Below are 22,707 nucleotides of genomic sequence, written 5' to 3' on the forward strand. Positions count from 1 at the left end.
CACGGAATCGAAACACTCCGGCCGCATTTCCTCCTCCTATGATCCAGCCCGGCCGTGCGCGTCGCCCGGCCCCGCGCCGGCAAGGCACGGCCTTCGCGGGCGCGGCCATCACACTCGAATTGATCCGGCAAGACCGGGAGGGAGAGAGACCATGGCACATCCTGGAACCGTGGGAAGGGCCGTCGCGCTGGCCGCCAGCCTGCTCGCATGCAGCGGGGCGGCATGGAGCTATTCCATCAGCAACGGCCAGCTGGTGGACGACGCCGGCCAGTCCGTACAGCTGCGCGGCGTGAACTGGTTCGGCTTCGAGACCGGAGAGCACGTGGTGCACGGCCTCTGGGCGCGCAACTGGAAGGACATGATCGGCCAGATGCAGCAGCAGGGCTTCAATGCGGTGCGCCTGCCCTTCTGCCCGCAAAGCCTGCGCGGCACCGGCCCCGGCAGCATCGACTACAGCGGCAACCCCGACCTGCAGGGACTGAACTCGCAACAGATCCTCGACAAGGTCGTGCAGGAAATCAGCGACCGCGGCATGTTCGTGCTGCTGGACCACCACACGCCGGATTGCCAGGCCATCAGCGAGCTCTGGTACACCCCTGCCTACAGCGAGCAGCAGTGGATCGCCGACCTGGTCTTCGCCGCCAACCGCTACAAGGGCGTGCCCGGGGTGATCGGCATCGACCTCAAGAACGAGCCCCATGGCGCCGCCACCTGGGGCACCGGCAATGCCGCCACCGACTGGAACCGCGCTGCCGAGCGCGCCGCCGCCGCGGTCGTGCAGGCCGCGCCGCGCTGGATCGTCACGGTGGAAGGCATCGGCGAGAACCCCTCCTGTTCCACCAACGGCGGCCACTTCTGGGGAGGCAACCTGGAGCCCCTGGCCTGCACGCCGCTGGACATCCCCGCCGACCGCCTGCTGCTGGCGCCCCACACCTACGGGCCGGACGTGGCCATGCAGTCGTATTTCAACGCAGCGGACTTCCCCGCCAACATGCCCGACATCTGGGAGCAGCACTTCGGCCGCTTCGTGCAGGCCGGCCACGCCGTGCTGCCGGGCGAATTCGGCGGCAAGTACGGCCGCGGCGACCCGCGCGACGTGCAGTGGCAGAACGCGCTGGTGGACTACCTCATCGGCAAGGGCATCCGCAGCGGCTTCTACTGGTCCTGGAACCCCAACAGCGGCGACACCGGCGGCATCCTGGACGACGACTGGAACACGGTGCGCACGGACAAGGTGCAACTCCTGAACCGGCTCTGGGGCACGGGCGGGGCGAATCCGAATCCGAATCCGAATCCGAATCCGAATCCGAATCCGAATCCGAATCCGAATCCGGGGGCGAGTTTCGGCGTGCAGCAGGTCACCGACAACGACTGGGGCGCGGGCTACTGCCAGCGCGTGCAGGTGACCAACAGCGGCGCCGCCGCGGGCGACTGGACGGTATCCATCGGCGTGCAGGGCACGGTCAACAATCTCTGGAACGCGGTCTGGACGCAGTCGGGCAGCACGCTGCAGGCCTCCGGCGTGTCCTGGAACCGCACGCTCGCGCCCGGGGGCACGGCGGAATTCGGCTTCTGCGCGGCGCGCTGAAGGCAGCCTGCGCCGCCCGCAGGCCAATGGCCCCTGCGACGAACCGGAGGCCGTCAGCCGTGCACCAGCGCCGCCTCGCGCTGGATCTGCGCGAAACGCTCCGCCTGTTCCTTGCGCAGGCTCTTGCGCAGCAGCGCGGCCTCCCAGCGCCGCCGCTCGTCCGCCGTGGAGGGCGACAGCGGCGGCACCGGCGTGGGCTTGCGGGCCTCGTCCACCGCCACCATCGTGAAGAAGCAGCTGTTCACGTGCCGTACGACCTGGGTGCGGATCTCTTCGGCCACCACCTTGATGCCCACCTCCATCGACGAGGAGCCGGTGTAGTTCACGCTCGCCAGGAAGGTGACCAGTTCGCCCACGTGGATGGGCTGCAGGAAGGTCACCTGGTCCACGCTCAGCGTCACCACATAGCTGCCCGAATAACGGGCCGCGCAGGAGTAGGCGACCTGGTCCAGCAGCTTGAGGACCGCGCCCCCGTGCACGTTGCCGGAGAAATTGGCCATGTCGGGCGACATGAGCACCGTCATGCTGAGCTGGTGGGCGGGGCTGTGGGGCATGGTCATGGCGGCGATTCTAGGGGGACGGAGCCGGAAAGCCCTTGCTTTCTACAGGGTCGGCAGCCCGGCCTTTCCAGGGAGGCGGGCGAGGCGGGTCTGCAACAGGCTGTTATCCAGCGCATGCAAAGAAACATCCATGTAAGCATCCGAAATTCCGCGCACAGGAATTCCGCTTGACGGTAACCTTGAATGCTGCACTGCAACATTCCTGAATCACCGCCCACCCCAAGGAGGAAACCATGGACCTCACCACCCGCCTGCTGCTCCAGAACCGCGCCTGGGCCGACGAGATGACTTCCCGCGATCCCGCCTTCTTCGAGAACCTCGTGAGCGGCCAGCAACCCCGGGCCTTCTGGATCGGATGCGCCGACAGCCGCGTGCCCGCCGAGCGCATCACCAATGCCCTGCCGGGCGAACTGTTCGTCCACCGCAGCGTCGCCAACCTCGTCAGGCCGGACGACACCAACATCATGAGCGCCCTGCAGTACGCCATCGACGTGCTGCGCGTGCCGGCCGTCATCGTCTGCGGCCACGAAGGCTGCGGCGGCGTGCGGGCCGCGCTCCTGCAGTCGCGCGAACGCGTGGGCGAGCCCGGCGAAGGCGACTACCTCGGCCGCCACATCCGCCCGCTGCGCTCGCTCTACCGCCGCCGCGTGCAGGAGATCGAAGCGGGCGACAGCCTGCCGGACGCCGAACAGGACCTGAGCTCGCGCGTGGACCGCTTCGTCGCGCTCAACGTGGCCGAGCAGGTGCACGTGCTGACCGCCACCGCGCCGGTGCGCCAGGCCTGGGACCGGGGCCAGCCGCTCGCCCTGCTGGGCTGGGTCTATGCGCTGCGCGACGGGCGCCTGCGCCAGGTGATCGCCCTCGACGCCGAAAGCCGCCATTGGGCCGAGGCGGCCTGAAGCCGACAGGAGACACGCCATGTCCACTCCACACCTCCGGGCGGCCCAAGCTGCCGCCTCCGCCCCCTCCTCCTCCCCCGCGGCGCACCCTCCGCGCGGCCTGTTCGCCCATGTGCGGCAGGACGCGCCCGCGAGCATCGTCGTTTTCCTCGTGGCGCTGCCGCTGTGCCTGGGCATCGCGCTCGCCAGCGGGGTCCCCCTCATGGCCGGGCTCGTGTCCGGCATCGTGGGCGGCCTCGTCGTGGGCGCACTCTCGGGCTCCCACCTGAGCGTCAGCGGCCCCGCCGCGGGGCTGGTGGTGATCGTCGTGGGCTCCATCGCCAGCCTGGGCAGCTACCCGGCCTTCCTCACCGCCGTGGTGCTGGCCGGCGTGCTGCAATGGGTGCTGGGCCGGCTGCACGCCGGCAAGATCGGTGCCTGCTTTCCCGCCGCCGTCATCAAGGGCATGCTCGCGGCCATCGGCCTGCTGCTGATCATCAAGCAGTTGCCCGTGGCCTTCGGCTTCCAGTCCACCGAGCACGCCATGCGCACCGTGCCCTCGGCGGCGGACACGTTCGATGCCGCACGCCATCTCTTCAGCGCCGTCAGCGTGGGCCCCACGGTGATCGCCGCCGGCGCCCTGGCGATCCTCTTCGCCTGGGACACCGCCTTCGTCAAGCGGCTGCCGGTGCTCGGGCGGCTGCCCGGACCGCTGGTCGCCGTGGTCTGGGGCGTGGGCTGCCACGCGGCCGCGCTCGCCACGCGGCCCTCGGCCGCCCTCACCGAGGCGCAGCGCGTGGCCCTGCCGGATGTCCACAGCCTCGCGGGGCTCTGGGCCCAGTTCTCCACGCCCGACTGGTCGGCGCTCGCGAACCCGCAGGTCTATACCGTCGCACTGACCCTGGCCTTCGTCGCCAGCCTGGAGACGCTGCTGAGCCTGGAAGCCACCGACCGGCTCGACCCCATGAAGCGCGTGGCCCCGCCCAACCGCGAACTGCGCGCCCAGGGCATCGGCAACATCGTCGCGGGCCTGCTCGGCGGCCTGCCGGTCACCGCGGTGATCGTGCGCAGTTCCGCCAACGTGCAGGCCGGCGCCCGCACCCGGCTGTCGGCCATCCTGCACGGCCTGCTGCTGCTCGCGAGCCTGCTGTTCCTGGCCGAGTTCCTCGAATGGATCCCCCTCGCGGCGCTGGCCGCCGTGCTGCTGCACACCGGCTACAAGCTCGCCAAGCCCTCGCTGGTGGCGGGCGTGTGGCGCGAAGGCTGGGGCGTGTTCATCCCGTTCGCGGTCACCGTGGGGGCCATTCTCGCCACCGACCTGCTCATGGGCATCCTCATCGGCCTGGCCAGCAGCATGCTGTTCGTCATCGAGTCCAACACGCGCGGCGCGCTGTCGATGGTGTCGGACGGCGACATGCACCTGCTGCGGCTCAACAAGGACGTCTCGTTCTTCAGCCGCGCCAGCCTGCGCGGCTACCTCTCGCGGGTCCGTGAGGGGCAGATACTGGTGATCGACGGCTGCGACTGCCGCTTCCTGGACCGGGACATCCGAGAGACGCTGCAGGACTTCCTCGCGCATGCCGAAGAGCGCGGCATCCACGTGGAATGCCGATCCCTGCCGGGCGCCACGCCGGACTCCGGGTTCGGGGGCGCCGTGGGCATCGCCGGCCTCGCGGCGCTGCTGCGCCCCCGCGCCGCCGCGGGCTGAACCGCGCGGGGCACGCCGGCATCCCCACCCTGGTAGGGGTGCCGGGCGGGGCGCGGGTTCGCTACACTCGCGCCTCGCTTCACAGACCCCAGCGGCAGTCCCATGCTCGACAAACTCAACGACTTCACCGCCAGCCACGGCGAATTGCGTCCGGGCCGCGGCCACATCTCCGGCGTCATCGCGCTCTCGCTCGGCATCCTGAGCTTCCTGGGCGTGCTCGCCTTCCACTTCCCCGAATACCTCACCACGCCGCAGCTGCGCAAGGCCTACAACGTCGATGTGCTGCGCATGGTGCTGTTCGCAGCGCTGGTGGTGGCCGGCGGGCTTTCGCTCGTCAACATCGTGTTCAACCGCGCGCGCTGGCTCTCGTCCGCGGCCTTCCTGCTCGTGACCTCGGCCGCGCTGCTCGGCGGCCACAAGGTGCCCGTGCACGACTTTGCGGACAACACGCCCTACATCGGGCTGGACTGGTTCATCCTCGACCTGCTGGGCAGCGCGCTGATCTTCATCTTCATCGAGAAGCTCTTCGCCCTGCGGCGCGACCAGCCCATCTTCCGCCCCGAGTGGCAGTGCGATTTCCACCATTTCATCGTGAACCACATGGTGGTGGGCTTCGTGCTGCTGGCGACCAACCTGCTGGTGCACAAGCTGTTCGGATGGGCCGCCAGCGACGGCATCCGGGGCTGGGTGCAGGGCCTGAACTTCTGGGTGGCGCTCTTCCTCATCATCCTGGTGGCCGACCTCGTGCAGTACTGGACGCACCGCGCCTACCACGAGGTGCCCGTGCTCTGGCGCCTGCACGCCGTGCACCACAGCGTCAAGAGCATGGACTGGATGGCGGGCTCGCGCCAGCACATCCTGGAGCTGCTCATCACGCGCACGCTGGTGTTGGCCCCCATCTACGTGCTGGGTTTCTCGAAGGAAGTGATCGATGCCTACATCGTCATCGTCGGCTTCCAGGCGGTGTTCAACCACGCCAACGTGAGCGTGCGTCTCGGCCCGCTGCGCTACGTGCTCGTCACGCCCAACTTCCACCACTGGCACCACAGCCAGGACCAGGAAGCGCTGGACCGCAACTACGCCGCGCATTTCGCCTTCCTCGACTACCTCTTCGGCACCGCGGTCCGGAGCGACCGCCTGTGGCCCGAGAAGTACGGCGTGCTGGGCGACTATGTGCCCAACGGATTCATCCAGCAGCTGAAGTTCCCGTTCACCTGGAAAGGCTGATGCATTCGCCGCCACGGTTCGACGCCGTCGTCATCGGTGCCGGCGCCGCCGGCCTGTTCTGCGCCGCGCAGGCCGGCCAGCGCGGCCTGAAGGTGCTCCTGATCGACCATGCCGAGAAGGTGGCCGAGAAGATCCGCATCTCCGGTGGCGGGCGCTGCAACTTCACCAACCGCGACCTGGACGTGCGGGCGCCGCACCGGCACTTCGTGGGGCAGAACCCGCAGTTCGCGCGCTCTGCGCTCTCGCGCTACACCCCGGCAGACTTCATCGCGCTGGTCGAGCGCCACGGCATCGCCTACCACGAGAAGCACAAGGGCCAGCTCTTCGCCGACCGGTCGGCAGAAGACCTGATCCGGATGCTGCTGGCCGAGTGCGAGGCCGGCCAGGTCGAGCGCTGGCAGCCCTGCGCCGTGAAGAAGGTGGGCGTCCACCCCGCGTACGCCGATGGAGCGGACGCTCCCCGGTACCACGTCGATACCGACCGCGGCCCGGTGCAGGCCCGCAGCCTGGTGGTGGCCACGGGCGGGCTTTCCATCCCCAAGATCGGCGCGACCGACTTCGGCTACCGCCTGGCGCAGCAGTTCGGCATCCCGCTGGTGGAGCGCCGCCCGGGCCTCGTGCCGCTCACCTTCGACGGCGACGCCTGGGCACCCTATGCGCAGCTGGCCGGGCTGGCGCTTCCCGTCGAGATCGCCACCGGCACGAAGAAGCAGCGCACGGCCTTCCTGGAAGACCTGCTGTTCACACACCGCGGCCTGTCGGGTCCGGCCGTGCTGCAGATCTCCAGCTACTGGCAGCCGGGCACGCCGCTGGCCATCGACCTGGCGCCCGGCACCGATCTGCCCGGAGCGCTCGCGCAGGGCAAGGCACGGTCGAAGAAACTGATCGCCAACGAGCTCGCCACGCTGGTGCCCGGCCGCCTGGCCGATGCCTGGGCCCAGCAGAGCCCGGAATGGCAGCGCCCGGTCAACGAAGCCTCCGACAAGGCGCTGGCGCGGCTGGCCGACCAGCTGGCACGCTGGGAACTGACGCCCACCGGCACCGAGGGCTATAAAAAGGCCGAAGTGACACTGGGCGGCATCGACACACGCGCGCTGTCGCAGCAGACCATGGAAGCGGCCGCGCAGCCCGGCCTGTACTTCATCGGCGAGGTGGTGGACATCACCGGCTGGCTGGGCGGCTACAACTTCCAGTGGGCCTGGGCGAGCGCGCACGCCTGCGCGCAGGCGCTGCCGACGGCACAGGACGGCACCGGCCCCTAGCCGCACGGGCGGGCGGCGCACCGCTCCCCAGCCCCTGCTCAGCCCCTCTCCGCGGGCCCCACCACCTCGGCCCAGCGGGCCACGCCCAGCACGTCCCGCAGCGCCACCGCACCGCGCGGCGTGACGGACAGCGCGCGGGAACCTGCGCTGCGCGCCAGCCAGCCGCTGTCCAGGCAATGGGCGCAGACCAGGGCACCGATGCGGCCGGCCAGGTGGGGACGGCGCTCGCTCCAGTCCAGGCAGGGACGGCACACGGGCCGGCGCGAGCCGCCGTCCAGGGCGGCAGCCACTTCCAGGCCCAGGCGCGCGAGCACGGCGGCGGCCCGCTCCGTGGCACGGCCGCCCTCCTCTCCATCGAACTCGACGGCGCCCTCTTCCAGCAGGTGGTCGGCCACCGCCACGCCCAGGCGGCCTGCCAGATGGTCGTAGCAGGTGCGCGCCATGCGCAGCGCCGCATCGCGCGGGCCTGCGGCCACGGTGGGCGGCGGGACGGCCGCGGGGCGCACGGTGAACTGCATCAGCCCTTCGAGCAGCCGGGCCACCTCGGCGCCGGCCAGGGCGTGGTAACGATGGCGCCCCTGGCTGCGCACGGCGAGCAGGCCGGCATCCACCAGCAGCGCCAGGTGCCGGCTGGCGGTGGCCGCGGAAATCCGCGCAGCGCCCGCGAGTTCGCGCGCAGTGAGCGCCCGCCCGTCCATGAGGGCCAGCAGCATGGCCGCGCGGGCGGGTTCGCCGATGAGCCCGGCCACGCGGGCGATCTGGTTGGTGTTCACGCTCCGCAGTGTGCCGCAGGCCGCCACCGGCACGTTTCGCTCCCGGGCGAAGCATCCCGCCCGGTGCTGCCCGTCCAATGGACCGGTGCGCAACGCATGCACCTTTCACTGCATGCATCGCGCCGTTCCCCGCCACCCTCACCAGGAGCGCACACCGTGCCCATCACCTGCTTCATCCGCTACGAGATCGATCCTTTCCAGATCGACGCCTTCCGAGACTATGCCGAACACTGGGGCCGCATCATCCCGCGTTGCGGCGGCCACCTCGTCGGCTATTTCCTGCCGCACGAGGGCAGCAACTTCGAGGCCTGGGGCCTGGTCGCCTTCGACAGCCTCGCGGCCTATGAGTCCTACCGCGCCCGCCTGCGCGCCGACCCCGAAGGCCGCGCCAATTTCGAGCGTGCGCAGCGCCAGCGCTTCATCCTGCGCGAGGAGCGCCGCTTCGCCGTGGCGGTGCCGGGCACGTTCGAAAAACCGGCATGGCCCGTGGACGCCGGCCGCGCGATCCCGCCGGCCGCAGGGACCGCGCCATGATCGCGGTGATCTTCGAGGCACGGCCTTCTGCCGCGGGCCGCGAGGAGTACCTCGCGCGCGCCGCGGCCCTGCACGCGGCACTGCAGGACATGGACGGTTTCCTCGGACTGGAGCGCTTCGAGAGCCTGGCCACGCCCGGCAAGCTGCTGTCGCTGTCCTTCTGGCGCGACGAGGCCGCGGTGGCGGCCTGGCGCGGACACGGGGGCCACCGCGGCGCGCAGGCCGCCGGCCGCGGCGGCGTCTTCGCGGATTACCGGCTGCGCGTGGCCCGCGTGCTGCGGGACTACGGCCTGCACGATCGCGCCCAAGCGCCGGACGGTGCCGCCGGCACCGCATCCTGAGCCCCCGGGCGTCATTTTTCCACGGCCACCAGGGGCCGGTGCGCGCGCGGCGGCTGCTTCGCCGCCTCCGCCACCCACCGCTGCAGCGCCTCGGGCGGCAGCGCCCGGCTGAACAGGTAGCCCTGCACCTCGTCGCAGTCCAGCGACTCCAGCATGCGCAGGGTGGCCGCATCCTCCACGCCCTCGGCCACCACTTGCAGTCCGAGGGTGCGGCCCAGTCCGATGATGGCGCGCGTGATCGCCATGTCGGCCGGACTCGCCAGCATGTCGCGGATGAAGGACTTGTCCACCTTCAGCTTGTCGATCGCGAAGCGCTTGAGGTAGGCCAGGCTCGAATAGCCCGTCCCGAAATCGTCGATGGACAACTGCACGCCCAGTTGCTTGAGCGCCGCGAGTTGCCCCTGCGCCACGCCGGCGTTGTCCATCAGTTGCGACTCGGTGATCTCCAGCTCCAGGCAGCGCGCGGGCATGCCGTGGCGCGCCAGCAGCGCGGCGATGTCCGGCACCAGCAGCGGGTCGGCCAGTTGCGCGGCCGACAGGTTCACCGACACCGGCAGGCCCGCGAGCCCGCCGGCCGCCTCCGAGGCTCGCCAGGCCGCCCACTGCGCGCAGGCCTGGTCCAGCACCCAGGCGCCGATGGCGCGGATGAGGCCGGCCTCTTCCGCGATGGGAATGAACTCGCCCGGCAGCACCTCCCCGAGCGAAGGATGCCGCCAGCGCAGCAGCGCCTCCAGGCCCGTGGGCACGCCGGTGCGGGCGGACATGCGCGGCTGGTAGTGCAGCGCGAATTCCCGGCGCTCCAGCGCCCGCCGCAGCGATTGCTCCATGGCCTGCCGGGCCTGCACGCGGCGGTCCGTCTCCAGCGAATACAGGCGCGCCATGTCCCGCCCGGCGGTCTTGGCCTCGTACATGGCCGCATCGGCCCGGCGCATCAGTTCGTCCAGGTCCGCGCCATCCTCGGGATAGACCGCGATACCCACGCTGCACGACACGCTCAGTTCATGCGCCTCCACCGGATGGCTCTGCCGGATGAGCGGTATGAGCCGCTCCTGCACGACGCGCAGCACCTGCTGCGCGCCTTCCACCTGGCGCATGACGATCACGAACTCGTCGCCCCCCAGGCGGCTGACCGTGTCGCCCTCGCGCACGGACTGCACCAGCCGCGCCGCCACCGAGCGCAGCAGGCCGTCGCCGATATGGTGGCCCAGCGTGTCGTTGATCGCCTTGAACCGGTCCAGGTCAATGAACAGCACGGCCAGTTGCTCGCCGGTCCGGGCGGCCTGCTCCAGCCCCGCCTGCAGGCGCTGCACGCACAGCGAGCGGTTGGGCAGCTCGGTGAGCACGTCGTGGTGCGCGAGGAAGCGGATGCGTTCCTCGTTGCGCTTGCGGTCGGTGATGTCGATCGCGATGCCGATGTGGTTGGTGACCGCACCGCCCTTGCCGCCTTCCCGCACGGCCGACACCATGAGCCAGGCCGGGTAGCTCTCGCCCGAACGGCGGCGGAAGCGCACCTCGCCCTGCCAGGACTCCTTGTCCGCCAGCGCGCGCGCGATGGCCTCGCCCGGCGAAGCCTCGCCCGGCGCATCGAGCAGCATGCCCAACTGCTCGCCGATCACCTCGTAGAAGTCGTAATGCGTGCTGCGGCAGAACGCCTGGTTCACGCTCACGATGCGCTGTGCGGCGTTCATGATGATGATGCCCTCGGACGAGGCCTCGAACACCTTCGCCCACAACTCCAGCCGCTGCTCCATCACCTTGAGCACATTGATCGGCGCGAACGCCGTGAGCATCGCGTCGCGGCCCTGGAAGCGCAGCCGCCGTGCGGACAGCACCGCCCATGCAGGTTCCTTGCCGCCTTTCCAGCGCACCTCGAACTCGTCCACCACGCCATGGTCCGCCAGGCGCTGGAAGAACCGCGCCCGCACGCCCGGCTCCAGCCCGGCGCGCCAGGGATCGTGGGTGACGCCATCCAGCCAGTGGCCGGCGGGTGCATTGGAATGCAGCACCTCGTGCTCGGGCACCGAGGTCACCACCATCGGGATCGGGAGCGCCTCCACCAGCTCGCGCTGGGCTTCCGCGGCGCGCGCGCTGGCGGCCAGTTCCTGCTGCAGCAGGCGCTCGCGGTCCAGTTGGGCGAGCATGTCGTTGAACGCGGTCACGAGACGGCCGATCTCGTCGCCGCTGTTCCAGTGCGCGCGCAGCGTGTGGTCGCCGGTGCGCCGCACCTCCCCCGCCACCCGCGCGAGCTGCTGCAGTGGCTTGGCGATCTGCCGAGCCACCAGGGTGACCATGCTCAGGATGCAGCCCAGCAGCAGCACGGCGGTGCCCAGGTGCAGCCACATGCGCGCGAACAGGTCGTGAACCCGCACACGCAGCAGGTCGTCCATGGCCTCCGTGCCGGCCACCCAGGCGCTGCCCAGGGAGGCCAGCAGCGCCTGCTGGCGGCCGTGCAGTTCCTGCGCCGCGGTGTCGGGCCCCACTTCGCCCTGGGCCACGCGCTGCAGCAGCGCCTGCAGGGCCTGCCCCGACTCCTGCAGACCCTGGCGCGTCGCGCCCAGCCGCGCGCGCAGCGCCGGCTGGCCGGCGATGAAAGCCTGGTCGAAATCCGAATCGATGCCCACCAGCACGGCATCGAGCCGGCCCACCAGCGTCAGCAGCTCCGCGGCGCGGTGCGGCCCCGGGACGGCCTGCTGCGTGCGCGGCGCGGGCCGCGCCGAGAGGAACCCCAGCGTATCGTGCACCACCTGCAGCAGTTCGGGGTAGCGCAGCATGGTGAGCGACATCACGTAGTAGCTGTCCAGGTCGGGGTCCAGGATCAGGTTCGACTGGTTGGCCACGGTGGTCAGGAGTTCGCGCCCCTGGCGCAACAGCACGCCCCGCTCCTGCGGACGCACCGGCCCGGAGCCATCATTCGCCACAGCCTGCAGCGATTGCGCGAAACGCTCGGCCATGTCGCCGGTGCGCAGGGTGGCATCGTGCTCGGCGCGCGCATCCCGCAAGCGGTCCTGCAGCAGGACGCGCGCCACCGGATCGCCGGGCAGGAAGGAGCCCATCAGGCCGTCGCGCACCACCGCCGCGTAGGCCGTGCCCACGATCTCCTTGCGCGCGAAATCGATGGCGAGGAATTTCTCGTGGATCAGGATTCCCGAGACGTAGATGACTGCCGTGAGGTCCAGCAGGTAGATGAGCATGAGCTTGCGGCCCACGCTGAGACGGCCCAGCCAGCGGCCCAGCCGGCCCGTGATGCGGTGCATGATCGACATGAGGTTGCAGCGGGGACGGCAGGCACCGTCCCGCCCGCCCGTCCCCGTAAAAAGCCTGGTGCACCCAGGCTGTTACACCTATTAGCAATTTCCGCACCATGGCCAGCTACAGCCGGGCTCACCCGAGGCTCAAGAAGACGGCAGGCACCGGGCCAGTGCATGGGCATGACACGCCACGGCCAGAAAACGCTATAATCCCCGGCTTTGCTGGCAAAACCCCGTCGGCCAATACTAGTTAGAGACGGGGAAAACCGCTGTGAATGGCTGCAGGGCCCGATCTTCCCCGCAACCCGCTGGCAGCACCTATTGGAAACATCACTGAATGACCACCATCCGTGTAAAAGAGAACGAACCTTTCGACGTGGCACTGCGCCGCTTCAAGCGCACCATCGAAAAGCTGGGCCTGCTGACCGACCTGCGCGCCCGTGAGTTCTACGAAAAGCCGACGGCCGAGCGCAAGCGCAAGAAGGCTGCCGCCGTGAAGCGCCACTACAAGCGCGTTCGCAGCATGCAGCTGCCCAAGAAGCTGTACTGATCGCGTCGTTATCGACCGATTCGTACGGCCGGCCTCGCCGCCGAGAAACCCGCGCTAGGGACGCCAAGCGCGGGTTTTGTCTTTTGTGGGTCTGCAAAAAGCCCCTCCGGCGTCGTTCCAGCGCCTTGCCGTAGCAACACTACTGTCTGCGGCGCTGGGCCTGGCCGGAGGGGCTTTGTGCAAACCCTTCCTCTCTGCCTGATCCAATCAACTACAAGGAAATCTGCCATGGGCCTCAAGGAACAGATCACCGAAGACATGAAGACCGCCATGCGCGCCAAGGACTCCGAGCGCCTGGGCACGATCCGGCTGCTGCAGGCCGCGATGAAGCAGAAGGAAGTGGACGAGCGCGTCACGCTGGACGATGCCGCCATCGTCGCGATCGTGGACAAGCTCATCAAGCAGCGCAAGGACTCCATCGCCGCGTTCGAGGGCGCGGGCCGCCAGGACCTGGCGGACAAGGAGAAGTCCGAGATGGCCGTGCTGCAGGCCTACCTGCCCGAGCGCATGTCGGCCGAGGAAGTGGCCGCCGCGGTGAAGGCCATCGTGGCCGAACTGGGTGCCGCGGGCCCCGGGGACATGGGCAAGGTCATGGGCGTGGTGAAAACCCGCCTGGCCGGCAAGGCCGACATGGGTCAGGTCTCGGCCGCCGTGAAGGCCGCCCTGGCCGGTTGACGGCTCCCCGCCCTGCCGGTGCGCAGCAATGCGCCGCACTGTGACTGCCAGCGCTCCCGCAGGGAGGCTGGCAGTTTTTCATGGTGCTGCCGTTGCCGTCGTTTTGGCCGTCGCGGCCGCTGCTGCCGCTGCCGCCGCGGGATGCGGATGGGCGGCCATCAGGGCTTCGTCGCGGGCGGCGGCGCGCAGCGCGGCGGGGCGCTGCTGGTGCAGCCGCACATAGTCCTCGAACGCGGCCCTGCGCTCCAGCATTCCGAAGCGCATGTAGAAGCCCATCGCCGACGCCAGGTACAGGTCGGCCACGGTGAAACCGTCGCCCGCCACGTACGTCCTGCCGGCCACTGCCTGCTCCAGGGTGTGCAGCAGGTCGGCCTCGTTGCCATAGCCCGCCTCGGAGGTGGGCGCCAGGGCGCCGTACTTGCGCGCCGTGAGGAAAGACTCCAGCGGCCCGGCGGCGAAGAACAGCCAGCGGTAGCACAGGCCGCGCAGAGGCGAGCCGGGCTGTGGCAGCAGCGCTTTCTCCGGCACCAGATCCGCCAGGTACGTGCAGATGGCGGCGTTCTCCGTGACCGTCACGCCGCCGTGCCCCAGCGCAGGCACCTTGCCCATGGGGTTGATGGCGAGGTAATCCGGCGACTTCATGGTGCTGCCATAGTCCAGGATGACCTCTTCGTACGGCAGGCCGGTTTCCTCCAGCATCCAGCGGCTGACCCGGCCGCGGGACATGGGATGGGTGTAGAAGGTCAGGGAATCAGTGCTCATCGGAAGCTCCAGGGTGGAAAGAGCCCGCAGTGTGCGCGCCGCCACTGTCAGATCCTGTCAGCAGTCAGGCCAGGTCCCGCGCGTCGCTGCCGGCCGGCAGGCGCTCCCTGCGCCACCGCTGCAGGAGGTCGTGGCGCCGGGCCGGGTAGCGCACGCCGGTATCCTCCAGCGCCAGCACCCGGTCCGCCCGGAAATGGCGGAAGTCCTGGCGCAGTTCGCACCAGCCCGCCAGCAGGCGCATCTGGTCGAGGAAAGCCATGGCGAAGGGCCACACCACCCGCTCGGTCACGGCGCCGTCCGCGTCCGTGTAGCGCATGCGCACGGCGTGGCCCGCCCGGATCGCATGGCGCAAGGTCCCCAGCCAGGGCTCGGGCGGCGGGCCCGTCCACTGGGGAGCGAACAGCCCGCTGGTCTCCACTTCGAGACGCAGCAGGGCCGGCAGGGTGCTGGCAATCCGCTCCATGCCCTGCGCCGCGGCGCGGGCCAGCACCGGGTCGGCGTGGGCGGCCACCCAGCGCGCGCCCAGCAGCAGCGCCTCCAGTTCCTCGGGCGGAAACATCATCGGTGGCAGCAGGAAGCCGGGACGCAACTGGTAGCCGACGCCGGCATCGCCCGCCACGTCGGCGCCCTGCGCCCGGAGCACGGCGATGTCGCGGTACAGCGTGCGCAGGCTCACCCCCAGGCGCTCGGCCAGGTGGGCGCCGGACACGGGGCGGCGGCAGCGGCGCAGTTCATCGAGCAACTGCAGGAGCCGGGCGGAGCGCACGGGACGGCTCATGCGGCCTCGCTCCCCCACGTTTCCCGCGAGAAACGGGCCTGCAGGAACTCCACGCACACGCGCACCTTGGCCGAGCGCTCCAGCCGCGTGGGGTACACGGCCCAGACGTTGGCCTCCTGCTGCCATTCGGGCAGCACACGCACCAGGCGGCCCGCGGCCAGGTCGGGCCCGACGTCCCACAGGGACCGCAGCACGATGCCGCGCCCATCCACGGCCCATTGCACGGCCATTTCGCCATGGTTGGCCGACAGCGGCCCGCGCACCTTCACCGTGCGGTCCGCCGCGCCGCTGCGCAGCCGCCAGACGCCGAAGGGATGGTCGCGCTCCTTGATCACCAGGCAATCGTGGCTGGCCAGGTCGTCCACCGCCCGGGGCATGCCCTTGCGCGCCAGGTAGGCAGGCGCCGCGCACAGCACGCGGTGATTGCCCGCCAGCCGGCGGGCGATCAGGTGCGGGGCGATCTCGTCGCCCACGCGGATGTCCAGGTCGAACCCCTCGCCCGCCACATCCACCAGCCGGTCGAACACCTCGAGCCGCACCTGCAGGCCCGGATGGCGCTCCACCAGCCGCGACACGGCGGGGGCCACGATGCGCCGCCCGAAGCCGAAGCTGCAGCTCAGCCTGAGCAGCCCGCGCGGCTCGCGCCGCGTCACGGCCACCTCCTGCAGCAACTGGTCCCAATCGTCCAGGATGCGCTGCGCCCAGTGGAAGACGCGCTCGCCCTCCTCCGTCACCGCCACGCGGCGTGTCGTTCGGTGCAGCAGCTTCACGGCCAGCTCTTCCTCGAGCAGGCGGATGCGCTTGCTCACGTAGGCGGGCGAGGCGCCCAGTTCGACGGCCGCCTCGGCGAAGCTGGCCTTGCGGACCACCGCGGTGAAGACACGCAGGTCGTCGGTGGCGGGCGTTTTATGCACGATGTGTGAACAATGGGACCACGGGCAGCAGATTGTATTGCGCGGTGGTTTGTCGAAGAATCAGCGCATTCCCATTTTCTGCACCATTTCAGGAGACTTCGCACATGTCCAGCCCTACCCACACGTTCAGGATCGCGGTGCTGCCCGGAGACGGCATCGGCAAGGAAGTCATGCCCGAGGGGCTGCGTGCGATCCAGGCGGCGGCCGAGCGCTTCGGCTTCGCGCTGGAGCTGCACACCTTCGATTGGGCCAGCTGCGACTACTACCTCGCGCACGGGCAGATGATGCCCGACGACTGGAAAGAGCAGCTCAAGGGCATGGATGCGCTCTTCTTCGGCGCCGTGGGCTGGCCGGCCACCGTGCCCGACCACGTCTCGCTGTGGGGCTCGCTGCTGAAGTTCCGCCGCGAGTTCGACCAGTACATCAACCTGCGGCCCGTGCGCCTGTTCGAGGGCGTGCCGTGCCCGCTGGCGGGCAGGAAGCCCGGTGACATCGACTACTACGTGGTGCGCGAGAACACCGAGGGCGAATACACCTCGCTGGGCGGCATCATGTACGAGGGCACGGACCGGGAGATCGTGATCCAGGAGTCGGTGTATTCGCGCAAGGGTGCCGAGCGGCTGCTGAAGTTCGCGTTCGACCTCGCGCAGAGCCGCACGAAGAAGCTCGTGACGCTGGCCACCAAGAGCAACGGCATCGCCATCAGCATGCCGTGGTGGGACAAGCGGGCCGACGATGTGGCCAGGGGCTACCCGGAGATCACGCTGGACAAGCAGCACATCGACATCCTGACGGCGCGCTTCGTGCTGCAGCCGGGGCGCTTCGACGTGGTGGCGGCGACGAACCTGTTCGGCGACATCCTGTCGGACCTGGGGCCGGCGACGACGGGCACGATCGGGCTGGCGCCGTCGGCGAACCTGAACCCGGAGCGCACGTTCCCCAGCCTGTTCGAGCCGGTGCACGGCTCGGCACCGGACATCTATGGCAAGAACATCGCCAACCCGATCGCGATGGTCTGGTCGGGGGCGCTGATGCTGGACTTCCTCACGCAGGGCCAGGGCGCGGGGCGGCAGGCGCACGATGCGATCGTGGCGGCCATCGAAGAGGTGATCAAAAGCGGCCCGAAGCCGCCGGACCTGGGCGGCACGGCCAATACCACGCAGGTGGGCGAGGCCATCGCGGCGGCCATCGCCCGGAGCTGACCGGCAGGGGCACGCGGCGGCCCCACGCCCCCACAGACGCACGATGGGCGGCGGCCCGATAAACTGGCTGCTTCCCCACAGTGTTCCCCTGCCGGCATGCGATTGAACGCCCTGTTGCGCCCCCTGTTCTTCCTGAGTGCGGCGACTCTCGCCGCCTGCGGCAGCGCGCCGCCTGCTACCCCGGCGGCGTCGCCGGCTGTGCCGTCCCAGGCGGCTCCTTCTTCCCCGCCTGCGCCGGCCCCCATCAAGGTGGGCATCGCGCTGGGCGGCGGAGCGGCCAAGGGCTTCGCGCACATCGGCGTCATCAAGATGCTGGAGGCCAACGGCCTGGCGCCCGCCGTGGTGGCCGGCACCAGCGCGGGCAGCGTGGTGGGCGCGCTGTACGCGAACGGCATGAACGCCTTCGAGCTGCAGGAAAAGGCCGTGGCGCTCGACGAGGCGAAGATCCGCGACCTGCAGCTGTCCTCCGGCGGACTGGTGCTCGGGCAGAAGCTCGAAGACTATGTGAACGCACAGGTGCGCAACAAACCGATCGAGCAACTGGCCAAGCCCTTCGCCGCCGTGGCGACGCGGCTGGAGGACGGCGAGCGCACCGTGTTCACGCGGGGCAACACCGGCCAGGCGGTACGCGCCTCCAGCAGCATACCGGGCGTGTTCCAGCCCGTGGCCATCGGCAAATACCACTTCGTGGACGGCGGCGTGGTCAGCCCGGTGCCGGTCGATGCTGCGCGCCAGCTGGGGGCCGACATCGTGGTCGCCGTGGACATCTCCAACAAGGCGCGCGGCCAGACGCCCGCCGGCATGCTCGGCACCCTGGGCCAGTCGATCGCGATCATGGGCCAGAAGCTAGGCCAGGCCGAGCTCACGCGGGCCGACGTGGTCATCCGCCCGCAGGTGCTGGACATCGGCGCCGCCGATTTCACGCAGCGCGCCAGCGCCATCCTGGAAGGCGAGAAAGCCGCCCTCGCCGCCATGCCGCAGATCCGCGAGCGCGTGGCGCAACTGCAGGCCGAACGGGCCCGCGCCGCGCAACTGGCCCGGGAGCAGGCCGCCCAGGCGCAGCACCAGGCCTGCCTGGAGCAGCGTTCGCGCCTGCAGAAGCTCGCGGGCATGGCGGGGCTGGGAGACTCCTGCCCCGCCGCGGCCCCCTGACGCCGACATTCGCGCCCGCCTCCTACGGCGACCCCATCGGCGCGCACGTATGGTGCCGCCATGTCCCCCGGCAGCGATATCCCCGCCCGTCTCGATCGGCTTCCCTGGTCCGCCTGGCACTGGCGCGTGGTGATCGCGCTGGGCATCGCCTGGGTGCTCGACGGACTGGAAGTGACCATCGTCGGTTCCCTGGGCAGCGCGCTGGAGCGCCCGGACACGCTGGGGCTGACGGCCTCGCAGGTGGGCTGGACGGCCTCGCTGTACGTGGCCGGCGCGGTGATCGGCGCCCTCGTGTTCGGCCGCATGGCGGACGCGCTGGGGCGCAAGCGCCTCTTCATGCTGACCCTGACGGTGTACATGGTGGCGACCGTGGCCACGGCCTTCACCAGCAGTTTCGCCGCCTTCGCGGTGTGCCGCTTCCTGACGGGCATCGGCATCGGCGGCGAATATGCGGCGATCAATTCCGCCATCGACGAGCTCATTCCCGCACGGGTGCGCGGCCGCGTGAACCTGGCCATCAACGGCAGCTTCTGGCTGGGCGCCGCCCTGGGGGCCGCCCTGAGCCTCGTGCTGCTGGATGCCCGCGTGCTGGGCCCGGAGCACGGATGGCGGGCCGCCTTCCTCATGGGCGCCCTGCTGGGTGCCGCCGTGCTGCTGGTGCGCCGGCACGTGCCGGAAAGCCCGCGCTGGCTGATCACCCACGGCCGTGCCGACGAGGCCGAACGCATCGTGGCGGACATCGAGCGCAGCGTGCATGGCGCGACGAATCCGCACCCAGCCGGGCCCACTGCAACTGCCGCGCCCCCCGCAGGTCCGCTCGGCCCGGCGGCGCCTTCCGGCCGCCGCACGCTGCCCTCCGCGTCACAGGTGGTCCAGGTGCTGCTGCGGCGCTACCCGGAGCGCAGCGCCGTGGTGCTGTCACTGATGGTGTCGCAGGCGTTCTTCTACAACGCGATCTTCTTCACCTATGCACTCGTGCTGACGCGCTTCTACGGCGTGGACGCCAGCCGGGTGGGCCTCTACATCTTCCCCTTCGCCGCCGGGAACGTGCTGGGCCCGCTGCTGCTGGGTCCGCTCTTCGACCGCATCGGGCGGCGCGTGATGATCACCGCCACCTATGCGCTCGCAGGCATCGCGCTGGCGCTCACCGGCCTGGGCTTCATGAACGGCTGGCTGGATGCCACCACGCAGACCGTGGCCTGGTCGGTGGTGTTCTTCCTGGCCTCGGCCGCCGCGAGTTCCGCCTACCTCACCGTGAGCGAGGTATTCCCGCTGGAGATGCGCGCGCTGGCGATTTCCCTCTTCTACGCCGTGGGCACCGGCGTGGGCGGTTTCGCGGCCCCGGCCCTGTTCGGCGCGCTCATCGATACGGGCAGCCGCGAGAACGTGTTCATGGGCTACCTGCTCGGCGCGGCGCTGGTACTGCTGGCGGCCGGCGTGACGTGGCGCTGGGCGGTGGATGCCGAGCGGAAATCGCTGGAGGAGATCGCACCGCCGCTGCACTCCGGTCACCAGCCGTAGAAGCGGGGCCAGGCCTCGGCCCGTCCATCGGGGCCGATCGCGTGGTACTCGGGATGCTGCGCCCCGGTGGCGCAGGCATGGTTGGGCAGGATGCGCAGGCGGGTGCCGATGGGAAAGCGCTCGGCGATGCGGCCATCCGGCTCGCCGGCCCGCGACAGGATGCCGTGCTCCTGGTTGGCGCCGCTCAGGGTGTAGCCGTCCAGCACCGTTCCATCCTCGCTGCACGCCTGGCCGAAACCGAAGTCCTGCTTCTGCTTCTGCGTGCCACGGTCGCGGCTCATCGCCATCCATCCGGCGTCGACAATGGCCCAGCCCTTTTCCTCCTGGTGGCCGATGACGGTCGTGAGCACGCTCAGCGCGATGTCGTCCGCATTGCACACGCCCACGTTGCGCATCACCAGATCGAAGAACACGTACACGCCGGCCCGCACTTCGGTCACGTCCTCCAGGTGCTCCGCCGCCAGGGCCGTCGGCGTCGAACCGATGCTCACCACGGGGCAGGCGAAGCCGGCCTCGCGCAGCCTCTGCGCCGCGCGCACGGCCCCGGCGCGTTCCTGCCCGGAGATGGCCCGCAGTGCCTGGGGATCGTCATGGTCGTAGCTGGAGCCCGCGTGCGTCAGCACGCCGCCCACCACCATGCCGGCGTCCTGCAGCACTTGCGCGACCTGCAGCAATGCGTCTTCCTCCGGCTTGATGCCGGAACGGTGGCCATCGGTGTCGATCTCGATCCACACCTCGAAGCCGGCAGCGTGCGCCATGCCGAAGCGGCCGATCTCGCGTGCGGCGGCGACGCTGTCCGTGATGATCTTCAGGTGGCAACCGCGCCGGCGCAGCGCGAGCGCCTGCATCAGCTTGCCGGGGACCATGCCCACCGCATAGAGGATGTCCTGGATGCCGGCCTCGAAGAATTGCTTTGCCTCCTTGAGCGTCGATACGGTGATGCCCTGCGCGCCCGCCGCGATCTGCGCCTGCACGACCGGCAGGCACTTGGTCGTCTTGGCGTGGGGGCGGAAGCGCACGCCCAGCGCCTGCATGCGGTCCTGCATGCGGTGGATGTTGCGCTCCATGCGCTGGATGTCGATGAGTGCGCTGGGCGTGCCCAGTTCGTGGATGGTGGTCACCGGCTGGCTCCGTGGAAGATGGCGTACCGCGCCAATGTAGGTTTCCGGGCTACATTTGTGTTTAATGCCGGCAAACTCCAGCATTGAAATTCAGTGAATGATCGATCTCGATGACCTGCGCATGATCCGGGCGCTGGGCAGCTGCGGCTCCCTGGCGGGCGCAGCCCGCCTGCTGGACCTGACCCCGCCAGCGCTGACCGTGCGCCTGAAGCGCCTGGAAGCCTCCCTGGGCATCCATCTGGCGGTGCGCGGCGCGCGGGGCATCGCCTTCACCGATGAAGGCCGGCGGCTGCTGGAGGAAGCGAAGGACGTGCTGGAGCGCGTCGAATCGCTGCCCGGGCGGGTCGGCAGCGAAGCCCGTGCCATGTCCGGGCGGCTGCGCGTCGCCGCTCCCTTCGGCTTCGGAAGGCAGTACATGGCGCGGATCGCGCGCGCCATGCACCTCGCCCATCCGGCCCTGGGCATCGCGCTGCAACTCTCCGAACATCCGCTGCGCGACGCGGCCGCACACGACATCGTGGTCCACATCGGGATGCCGAAGGATTCGTCATGGGTAGGCCACCTGCTGGCCCCCAACGACCGCCTGCTGTGCGCCAGCCCGGACTTCGTACGGCGGCTGGAGGCGCCGCTCACCCACCCGTCCCAGCTGGCGCACCAGCCCTGCCTCTGCCTGGCGGAAAACGACGAGGACGTCACCCGCTGGCGTTTCATGCCATCGGCAGCAGTGCAGGAAGGAAAGGGCCCGCGGACAGCAGGCATTTCCGTACGTGTGGCGGGGCGGCTATCGTCCAACGACGGCACCGTGGTCACGCAGTGGGCGCTGGACGGCCTGGGCATCGTGGCGCGCTCGGAATGGGAGGCTGCGCCCCTCATCGCCGAGGGCCGCCTGGTGCGGCTGCTGCCCGGCTGGCATCTGGAAGCGGCGCCTGTCATGGCGCTCACGCCGGTGCGCAATGGGGTGCCGGCGCGGCTGCGGGTGTTCATCGAAGCCTGCAGGGCGGCGCTGGATCCGGTGCCGTGGCGCATGGGCCCCGGGCAGACCTGAACAGCCATCCAGGCTGCGGCGTTCTCATCTATCGGCGCAAGGGGTTTGGTGCAGCAACAGGCCTGTCCGTCCGGCGTGCGCGCCTTTCGGCGCGGACCATCACCAGTCCCAGGAGCAGGTGGATCGATCCCAGTATCCCGAACCCATACACCCCGGCGTGCCAGAGCCCGGAGTGCACCATCCGGTACCGGGAATCATTGAAAAGAATCTGGTTCAATTCAAAATCAACAATCTTCCGCTCGCTTTCAACCAGACCCTTGCCATCCACCAATGTCTCGAGATATGCCACAGCAGATGGCGTGCTCACTTTGATGACAGGGATGTGTATGAGGCAAAAAGCGCACAAGGCCAGAGAAGCGAGCCCGGAAACGATAAACAAATACCTCGCATACTTTCCAACAAGCTCAGCGAATACGGTCATCGCAGGTCAGTCAATATCTCCAGAACCAATCCACTCCGGAGAGCACCAGGAACGCGGTGACCTCTGCGACGACCACGTATGCGAGGCTGGCGATCAGCCTGGCAATGCCATGCCAGCGAGGCAGGTTGGCAATGACGTAAACGCCGGGAATGAAAACGAACAGGAACAGTAGCATCATCAGCCCCATCGCGCCACCGGGTTGTGAACCCAGCAGCAGGCCCGTGGCCAGAGGCACCCATACCGGGACCGCGAGGCTCATTCCGGCAAACCAGCGACCACGCAGGGTCTCCGGGCTTAACCCCCAGCCACCCTTCGCCGGTTCGATGAGATCGGACGCGGTTCGCCAGGTACCCGGCCTGAAAATCGAGCCACAGTACGGGCATTTGTCCTCCGCCAGATGGATGTATGCACGGCAATTGAAGCAGGCGGCCATGAGGAACAATCTTT

Annotated in this window: 22 protein-coding genes; 13 read left to right on the forward strand and 9 right to left on the reverse strand. The window is 69.6% G+C overall.

Features of this window, described 5'->3' with window-relative positions; genetic code table 11:
- Nucleotides 1-151: 151 nt before the first annotated feature.
- Nucleotides 152-1,588 carry a cellulase family glycosylhydrolase gene (locus tag ACGHC0_RS16080; protein ID WP_415266131.1) on the forward strand — a complete coding sequence of 479 codons (1,437 nt, stop codon included), beginning with the start codon at nt 152-154 and terminating at the stop codon, nt 1,586-1,588.
- A 53-nt stretch (nt 1,589-1,641) separates the two neighbouring features.
- Here ACGHC0_RS16080 and ACGHC0_RS16085 read toward each other — a convergent pair whose 3' ends face one another.
- The gene (locus tag ACGHC0_RS16085) at nt 1,642-2,148 is read right to left on the reverse strand and encodes an acyl-CoA thioesterase (protein WP_368351929.1); all 507 of its coding nucleotides are present in this window, start codon (nt 2,146-2,148) and stop codon (nt 1,642-1,644) included.
- Nucleotides 2,149-2,381: 233 nt separating this feature from the next.
- Between ACGHC0_RS16085 and ACGHC0_RS16090 the strand changes: the two genes are divergently transcribed.
- The 4 genes from ACGHC0_RS16090 (at nt 2,382) to ACGHC0_RS16105 (ending at nt 7,223) form a co-directional block, all read left to right on the forward strand.
- Nucleotides 2,382-3,047, forward strand: a complete 666-nt coding sequence (locus ACGHC0_RS16090) for a carbonic anhydrase (RefSeq protein ID WP_415266132.1) — start codon at nt 2,382-2,384, stop codon at nt 3,045-3,047.
- A 19-nt stretch (nt 3,048-3,066) separates the two neighbouring features.
- Nucleotides 3,067-4,734: a SulP family inorganic anion transporter gene (locus tag ACGHC0_RS16095; protein WP_415266133.1), complete on the forward strand. Its 1,668-nt coding sequence runs from the start codon at nt 3,067-3,069 to the stop codon at nt 4,732-4,734.
- Between the two features lie 102 nt (nt 4,735-4,836).
- Nucleotides 4,837-5,961 carry a sterol desaturase family protein gene (locus ACGHC0_RS16100; protein WP_368351932.1) on the forward strand — a complete coding sequence of 375 codons (1,125 nt, stop codon included), beginning with the start codon at nt 4,837-4,839 and terminating at the stop codon, nt 5,959-5,961.
- Nucleotides 5,961-7,223, forward strand: a complete 1,263-nt coding sequence (locus ACGHC0_RS16105; protein WP_415266134.1) for an NAD(P)/FAD-dependent oxidoreductase — start codon at nt 5,961-5,963, stop codon at nt 7,221-7,223. The genes ACGHC0_RS16100 and ACGHC0_RS16105 overlap by 1 nt, the downstream gene beginning before the upstream one ends.
- A 38-nt stretch (nt 7,224-7,261) precedes the next feature.
- Here the strand turns inward: ACGHC0_RS16105 and ACGHC0_RS16110 are convergent, their stop codons facing one another.
- Complete coding sequence (locus ACGHC0_RS16110) at nt 7,262-8,029, reverse strand: ArsR/SmtB family transcription factor (protein WP_415266135.1); 768 nt, start codon at nt 8,027-8,029, stop codon at nt 7,262-7,264.
- Nucleotides 8,030-8,152: 123 nt separating this feature from the next.
- Here ACGHC0_RS16110 and ACGHC0_RS16115 point away from each other — a divergent pair, with 123 nt between their 5' ends.
- Nucleotides 8,153-8,530, forward strand: coding sequence for an NIPSNAP family protein (locus tag ACGHC0_RS16115; RefSeq protein WP_368351935.1), 378 nt, complete (start codon nt 8,153-8,155; stop codon nt 8,528-8,530).
- Nucleotides 8,527-8,871 carry an antibiotic biosynthesis monooxygenase family protein gene (locus ACGHC0_RS16120; RefSeq protein WP_368351936.1) on the forward strand — a complete coding sequence of 115 codons (345 nt, stop codon included), beginning with the start codon at nt 8,527-8,529 and terminating at the stop codon, nt 8,869-8,871. Before ACGHC0_RS16115 ends, ACGHC0_RS16120 begins: the two co-directional genes overlap by 4 nt.
- 11 nt (nt 8,872-8,882) lie before the next feature.
- Here the strand turns inward: ACGHC0_RS16120 and ACGHC0_RS16125 are convergent, their stop codons facing one another.
- Nucleotides 8,883-12,134 (reverse strand): EAL domain-containing protein, encoded by a 3,252-nt coding sequence (locus ACGHC0_RS16125; RefSeq protein ID WP_415266136.1) that lies wholly within the window; start codon nt 12,132-12,134, stop codon nt 8,883-8,885.
- 322 nt (nt 12,135-12,456) lie between these two features.
- Between ACGHC0_RS16125 and rpsU the strand changes: the two genes are divergently transcribed.
- On the forward strand, nt 12,457-12,669 hold the full coding sequence (gene rpsU / locus ACGHC0_RS16130; RefSeq protein ID WP_007833691.1) for a 30S ribosomal protein S21: 213 nt from the start codon (nt 12,457-12,459) through the stop codon (nt 12,667-12,669).
- Nucleotides 12,670-12,897: 228 nt separating this feature from the next.
- Nucleotides 12,898-13,344, forward strand: a complete 447-nt coding sequence (locus ACGHC0_RS16135; RefSeq protein WP_368351938.1) for a GatB/YqeY domain-containing protein — start codon at nt 12,898-12,900, stop codon at nt 13,342-13,344.
- A 78-nt stretch (nt 13,345-13,422) separates the two neighbouring features.
- On the opposite strand, the gene ACGHC0_RS16140 is transcribed toward ACGHC0_RS16135, so the two are convergent.
- From ACGHC0_RS16140 to ACGHC0_RS16150, 3 genes are all read right to left on the reverse strand, one after another.
- Complete coding sequence (locus ACGHC0_RS16140; RefSeq protein ID WP_415266137.1) at nt 13,423-14,106, reverse strand: glutathione S-transferase family protein; 684 nt, start codon at nt 14,104-14,106, stop codon at nt 13,423-13,425.
- A 64-nt stretch (nt 14,107-14,170) separates the two neighbouring features.
- Entirely contained in the window at nt 14,171-14,884 is a 714-nt protein-coding gene (locus ACGHC0_RS16145; RefSeq protein WP_415266138.1) for a helix-turn-helix transcriptional regulator, read from the reverse strand.
- Nucleotides 14,881-15,798: a LysR substrate-binding domain-containing protein gene (locus ACGHC0_RS16150; RefSeq protein WP_368351941.1), complete on the reverse strand. Its 918-nt coding sequence runs from the start codon at nt 15,796-15,798 to the stop codon at nt 14,881-14,883. Before ACGHC0_RS16150 ends, ACGHC0_RS16145 begins: the two co-directional genes overlap by 4 nt.
- Nucleotides 15,799-15,902: 104 nt before the next feature.
- Here ACGHC0_RS16150 and ACGHC0_RS16155 point away from each other — a divergent pair, with 104 nt between their 5' ends.
- The 3 genes from ACGHC0_RS16155 to ACGHC0_RS16165 all read left to right on the forward strand — a co-directional run bounded on the left by ACGHC0_RS16155 (nt 15,903) and on the right by ACGHC0_RS16165 (nt 19,673).
- The gene (locus ACGHC0_RS16155; protein WP_415266139.1) at nt 15,903-17,000 is read left to right on the forward strand and encodes a tartrate dehydrogenase; all 1,098 of its coding nucleotides are present in this window, start codon (nt 15,903-15,905) and stop codon (nt 16,998-17,000) included.
- Between the two features lie 96 nt (nt 17,001-17,096).
- The gene (locus ACGHC0_RS16160) at nt 17,097-18,152 is read left to right on the forward strand and encodes a patatin-like phospholipase family protein (protein ID WP_415266140.1); all 1,056 of its coding nucleotides are present in this window, start codon (nt 17,097-17,099) and stop codon (nt 18,150-18,152) included.
- 60 nt (nt 18,153-18,212) lie between these two features.
- A complete protein-coding gene (locus ACGHC0_RS16165; protein WP_415266141.1) occupies nt 18,213-19,673 on the forward strand; it encodes an MFS transporter in 1,461 nt (486 codons plus the stop codon).
- Here the strand turns inward: ACGHC0_RS16165 and ACGHC0_RS16170 are convergent.
- Nucleotides 19,661-20,794, reverse strand: a complete 1,134-nt coding sequence (locus ACGHC0_RS16170; RefSeq protein WP_415266142.1) for a DSD1 family PLP-dependent enzyme — start codon at nt 20,792-20,794, stop codon at nt 19,661-19,663. The two genes, ACGHC0_RS16165 and ACGHC0_RS16170, sit on opposite strands and share 13 nt — an antisense overlap.
- A 97-nt stretch (nt 20,795-20,891) precedes the next feature.
- Between ACGHC0_RS16170 and ACGHC0_RS16175 the strand changes: the two genes are divergently transcribed.
- Nucleotides 20,892-21,839 carry a LysR family transcriptional regulator gene (locus ACGHC0_RS16175; protein ID WP_415266143.1) on the forward strand — a complete coding sequence of 316 codons (948 nt, stop codon included), beginning with the start codon at nt 20,892-20,894 and terminating at the stop codon, nt 21,837-21,839.
- A gap of 28 nt (nt 21,840-21,867) precedes the next feature.
- On the opposite strand, the gene ACGHC0_RS16180 is transcribed toward ACGHC0_RS16175, so the two are convergent.
- Complete coding sequence (locus ACGHC0_RS16180) at nt 21,868-22,260, reverse strand: hypothetical protein (protein ID WP_415266144.1); 393 nt, start codon at nt 22,258-22,260, stop codon at nt 21,868-21,870.
- A gap of 10 nt (nt 22,261-22,270) precedes the next feature.
- Nucleotides 22,271-22,693 (reverse strand): hypothetical protein, encoded by a 423-nt coding sequence (locus tag ACGHC0_RS16185; RefSeq protein ID WP_368351947.1) that lies wholly within the window; start codon nt 22,691-22,693, stop codon nt 22,271-22,273.
- Between the last annotated feature and the right edge of the window lie 14 nt (nt 22,694-22,707).

The organism is Acidovorax sacchari, from assembly GCF_042847045.1.
Classification (GTDB): Bacteria; Pseudomonadota; Gammaproteobacteria; order Burkholderiales; family Burkholderiaceae_C; genus Paracidovorax; species Paracidovorax sacchari.

What these genes read in the sequence shown, in the direction of transcription:
- ACGHC0_RS16080 (WP_415266131.1), top strand. Translation starts at nt 152, where the DNA reads ATGGCACATCCTGGAACCGTGGGAAGGGCCGTCGCGCTGGCCGCCAGC.
- ACGHC0_RS16085 (WP_368351929.1), bottom strand. Translation starts at nt 2,148, where the DNA reads ATGACCATGCCCCACAGCCCCGCCCACCAGCTCAGCATGACGGTGCTC.
- ACGHC0_RS16090 (WP_415266132.1), top strand. Translation starts at nt 2,382, where the DNA reads ATGGACCTCACCACCCGCCTGCTGCTCCAGAACCGCGCCTGGGCCGAC.
- ACGHC0_RS16095 (WP_415266133.1), top strand. Translation starts at nt 3,067, where the DNA reads ATGTCCACTCCACACCTCCGGGCGGCCCAAGCTGCCGCCTCCGCCCCC.
- ACGHC0_RS16100 (WP_368351932.1), top strand. Translation starts at nt 4,837, where the DNA reads ATGCTCGACAAACTCAACGACTTCACCGCCAGCCACGGCGAATTGCGT.
- ACGHC0_RS16105 (WP_415266134.1), top strand. Translation starts at nt 5,961, where the DNA reads ATGCATTCGCCGCCACGGTTCGACGCCGTCGTCATCGGTGCCGGCGCC.
- ACGHC0_RS16120 (WP_368351936.1), top strand. Translation starts at nt 8,527, where the DNA reads ATGATCGCGGTGATCTTCGAGGCACGGCCTTCTGCCGCGGGCCGCGAG.
- ACGHC0_RS16125 (WP_415266136.1), bottom strand. Translation starts at nt 12,134, where the DNA reads ATGTCGATCATGCACCGCATCACGGGCCGGCTGGGCCGCTGGCTGGGC.
- rpsU (WP_007833691.1), top strand. Translation starts at nt 12,457, where the DNA reads ATGACCACCATCCGTGTAAAAGAGAACGAACCTTTCGACGTGGCACTG.
- ACGHC0_RS16135 (WP_368351938.1), top strand. Translation starts at nt 12,898, where the DNA reads ATGGGCCTCAAGGAACAGATCACCGAAGACATGAAGACCGCCATGCGC.
- ACGHC0_RS16140 (WP_415266137.1), bottom strand. Translation starts at nt 14,106, where the DNA reads ATGAGCACTGATTCCCTGACCTTCTACACCCATCCCATGTCCCGCGGC.
- ACGHC0_RS16145 (WP_415266138.1), bottom strand. Translation starts at nt 14,884, where the DNA reads ATGAGCCGTCCCGTGCGCTCCGCCCGGCTCCTGCAGTTGCTCGATGAA.
- ACGHC0_RS16155 (WP_415266139.1), top strand. Translation starts at nt 15,903, where the DNA reads ATGTCCAGCCCTACCCACACGTTCAGGATCGCGGTGCTGCCCGGAGAC.
- ACGHC0_RS16160 (WP_415266140.1), top strand. Translation starts at nt 17,097, where the DNA reads ATGCGATTGAACGCCCTGTTGCGCCCCCTGTTCTTCCTGAGTGCGGCG.
- ACGHC0_RS16165 (WP_415266141.1), top strand. Translation starts at nt 18,213, where the DNA reads ATGTCCCCCGGCAGCGATATCCCCGCCCGTCTCGATCGGCTTCCCTGG.
- ACGHC0_RS16175 (WP_415266143.1), top strand. Translation starts at nt 20,892, where the DNA reads ATGATCGATCTCGATGACCTGCGCATGATCCGGGCGCTGGGCAGCTGC.
- ACGHC0_RS16180 (WP_415266144.1), bottom strand. Translation starts at nt 22,260, where the DNA reads ATGACCGTATTCGCTGAGCTTGTTGGAAAGTATGCGAGGTATTTGTTT.
- ACGHC0_RS16185 (WP_368351947.1), bottom strand. Translation starts at nt 22,693, where the DNA reads ATGGCCGCCTGCTTCAATTGCCGTGCATACATCCATCTGGCGGAGGAC.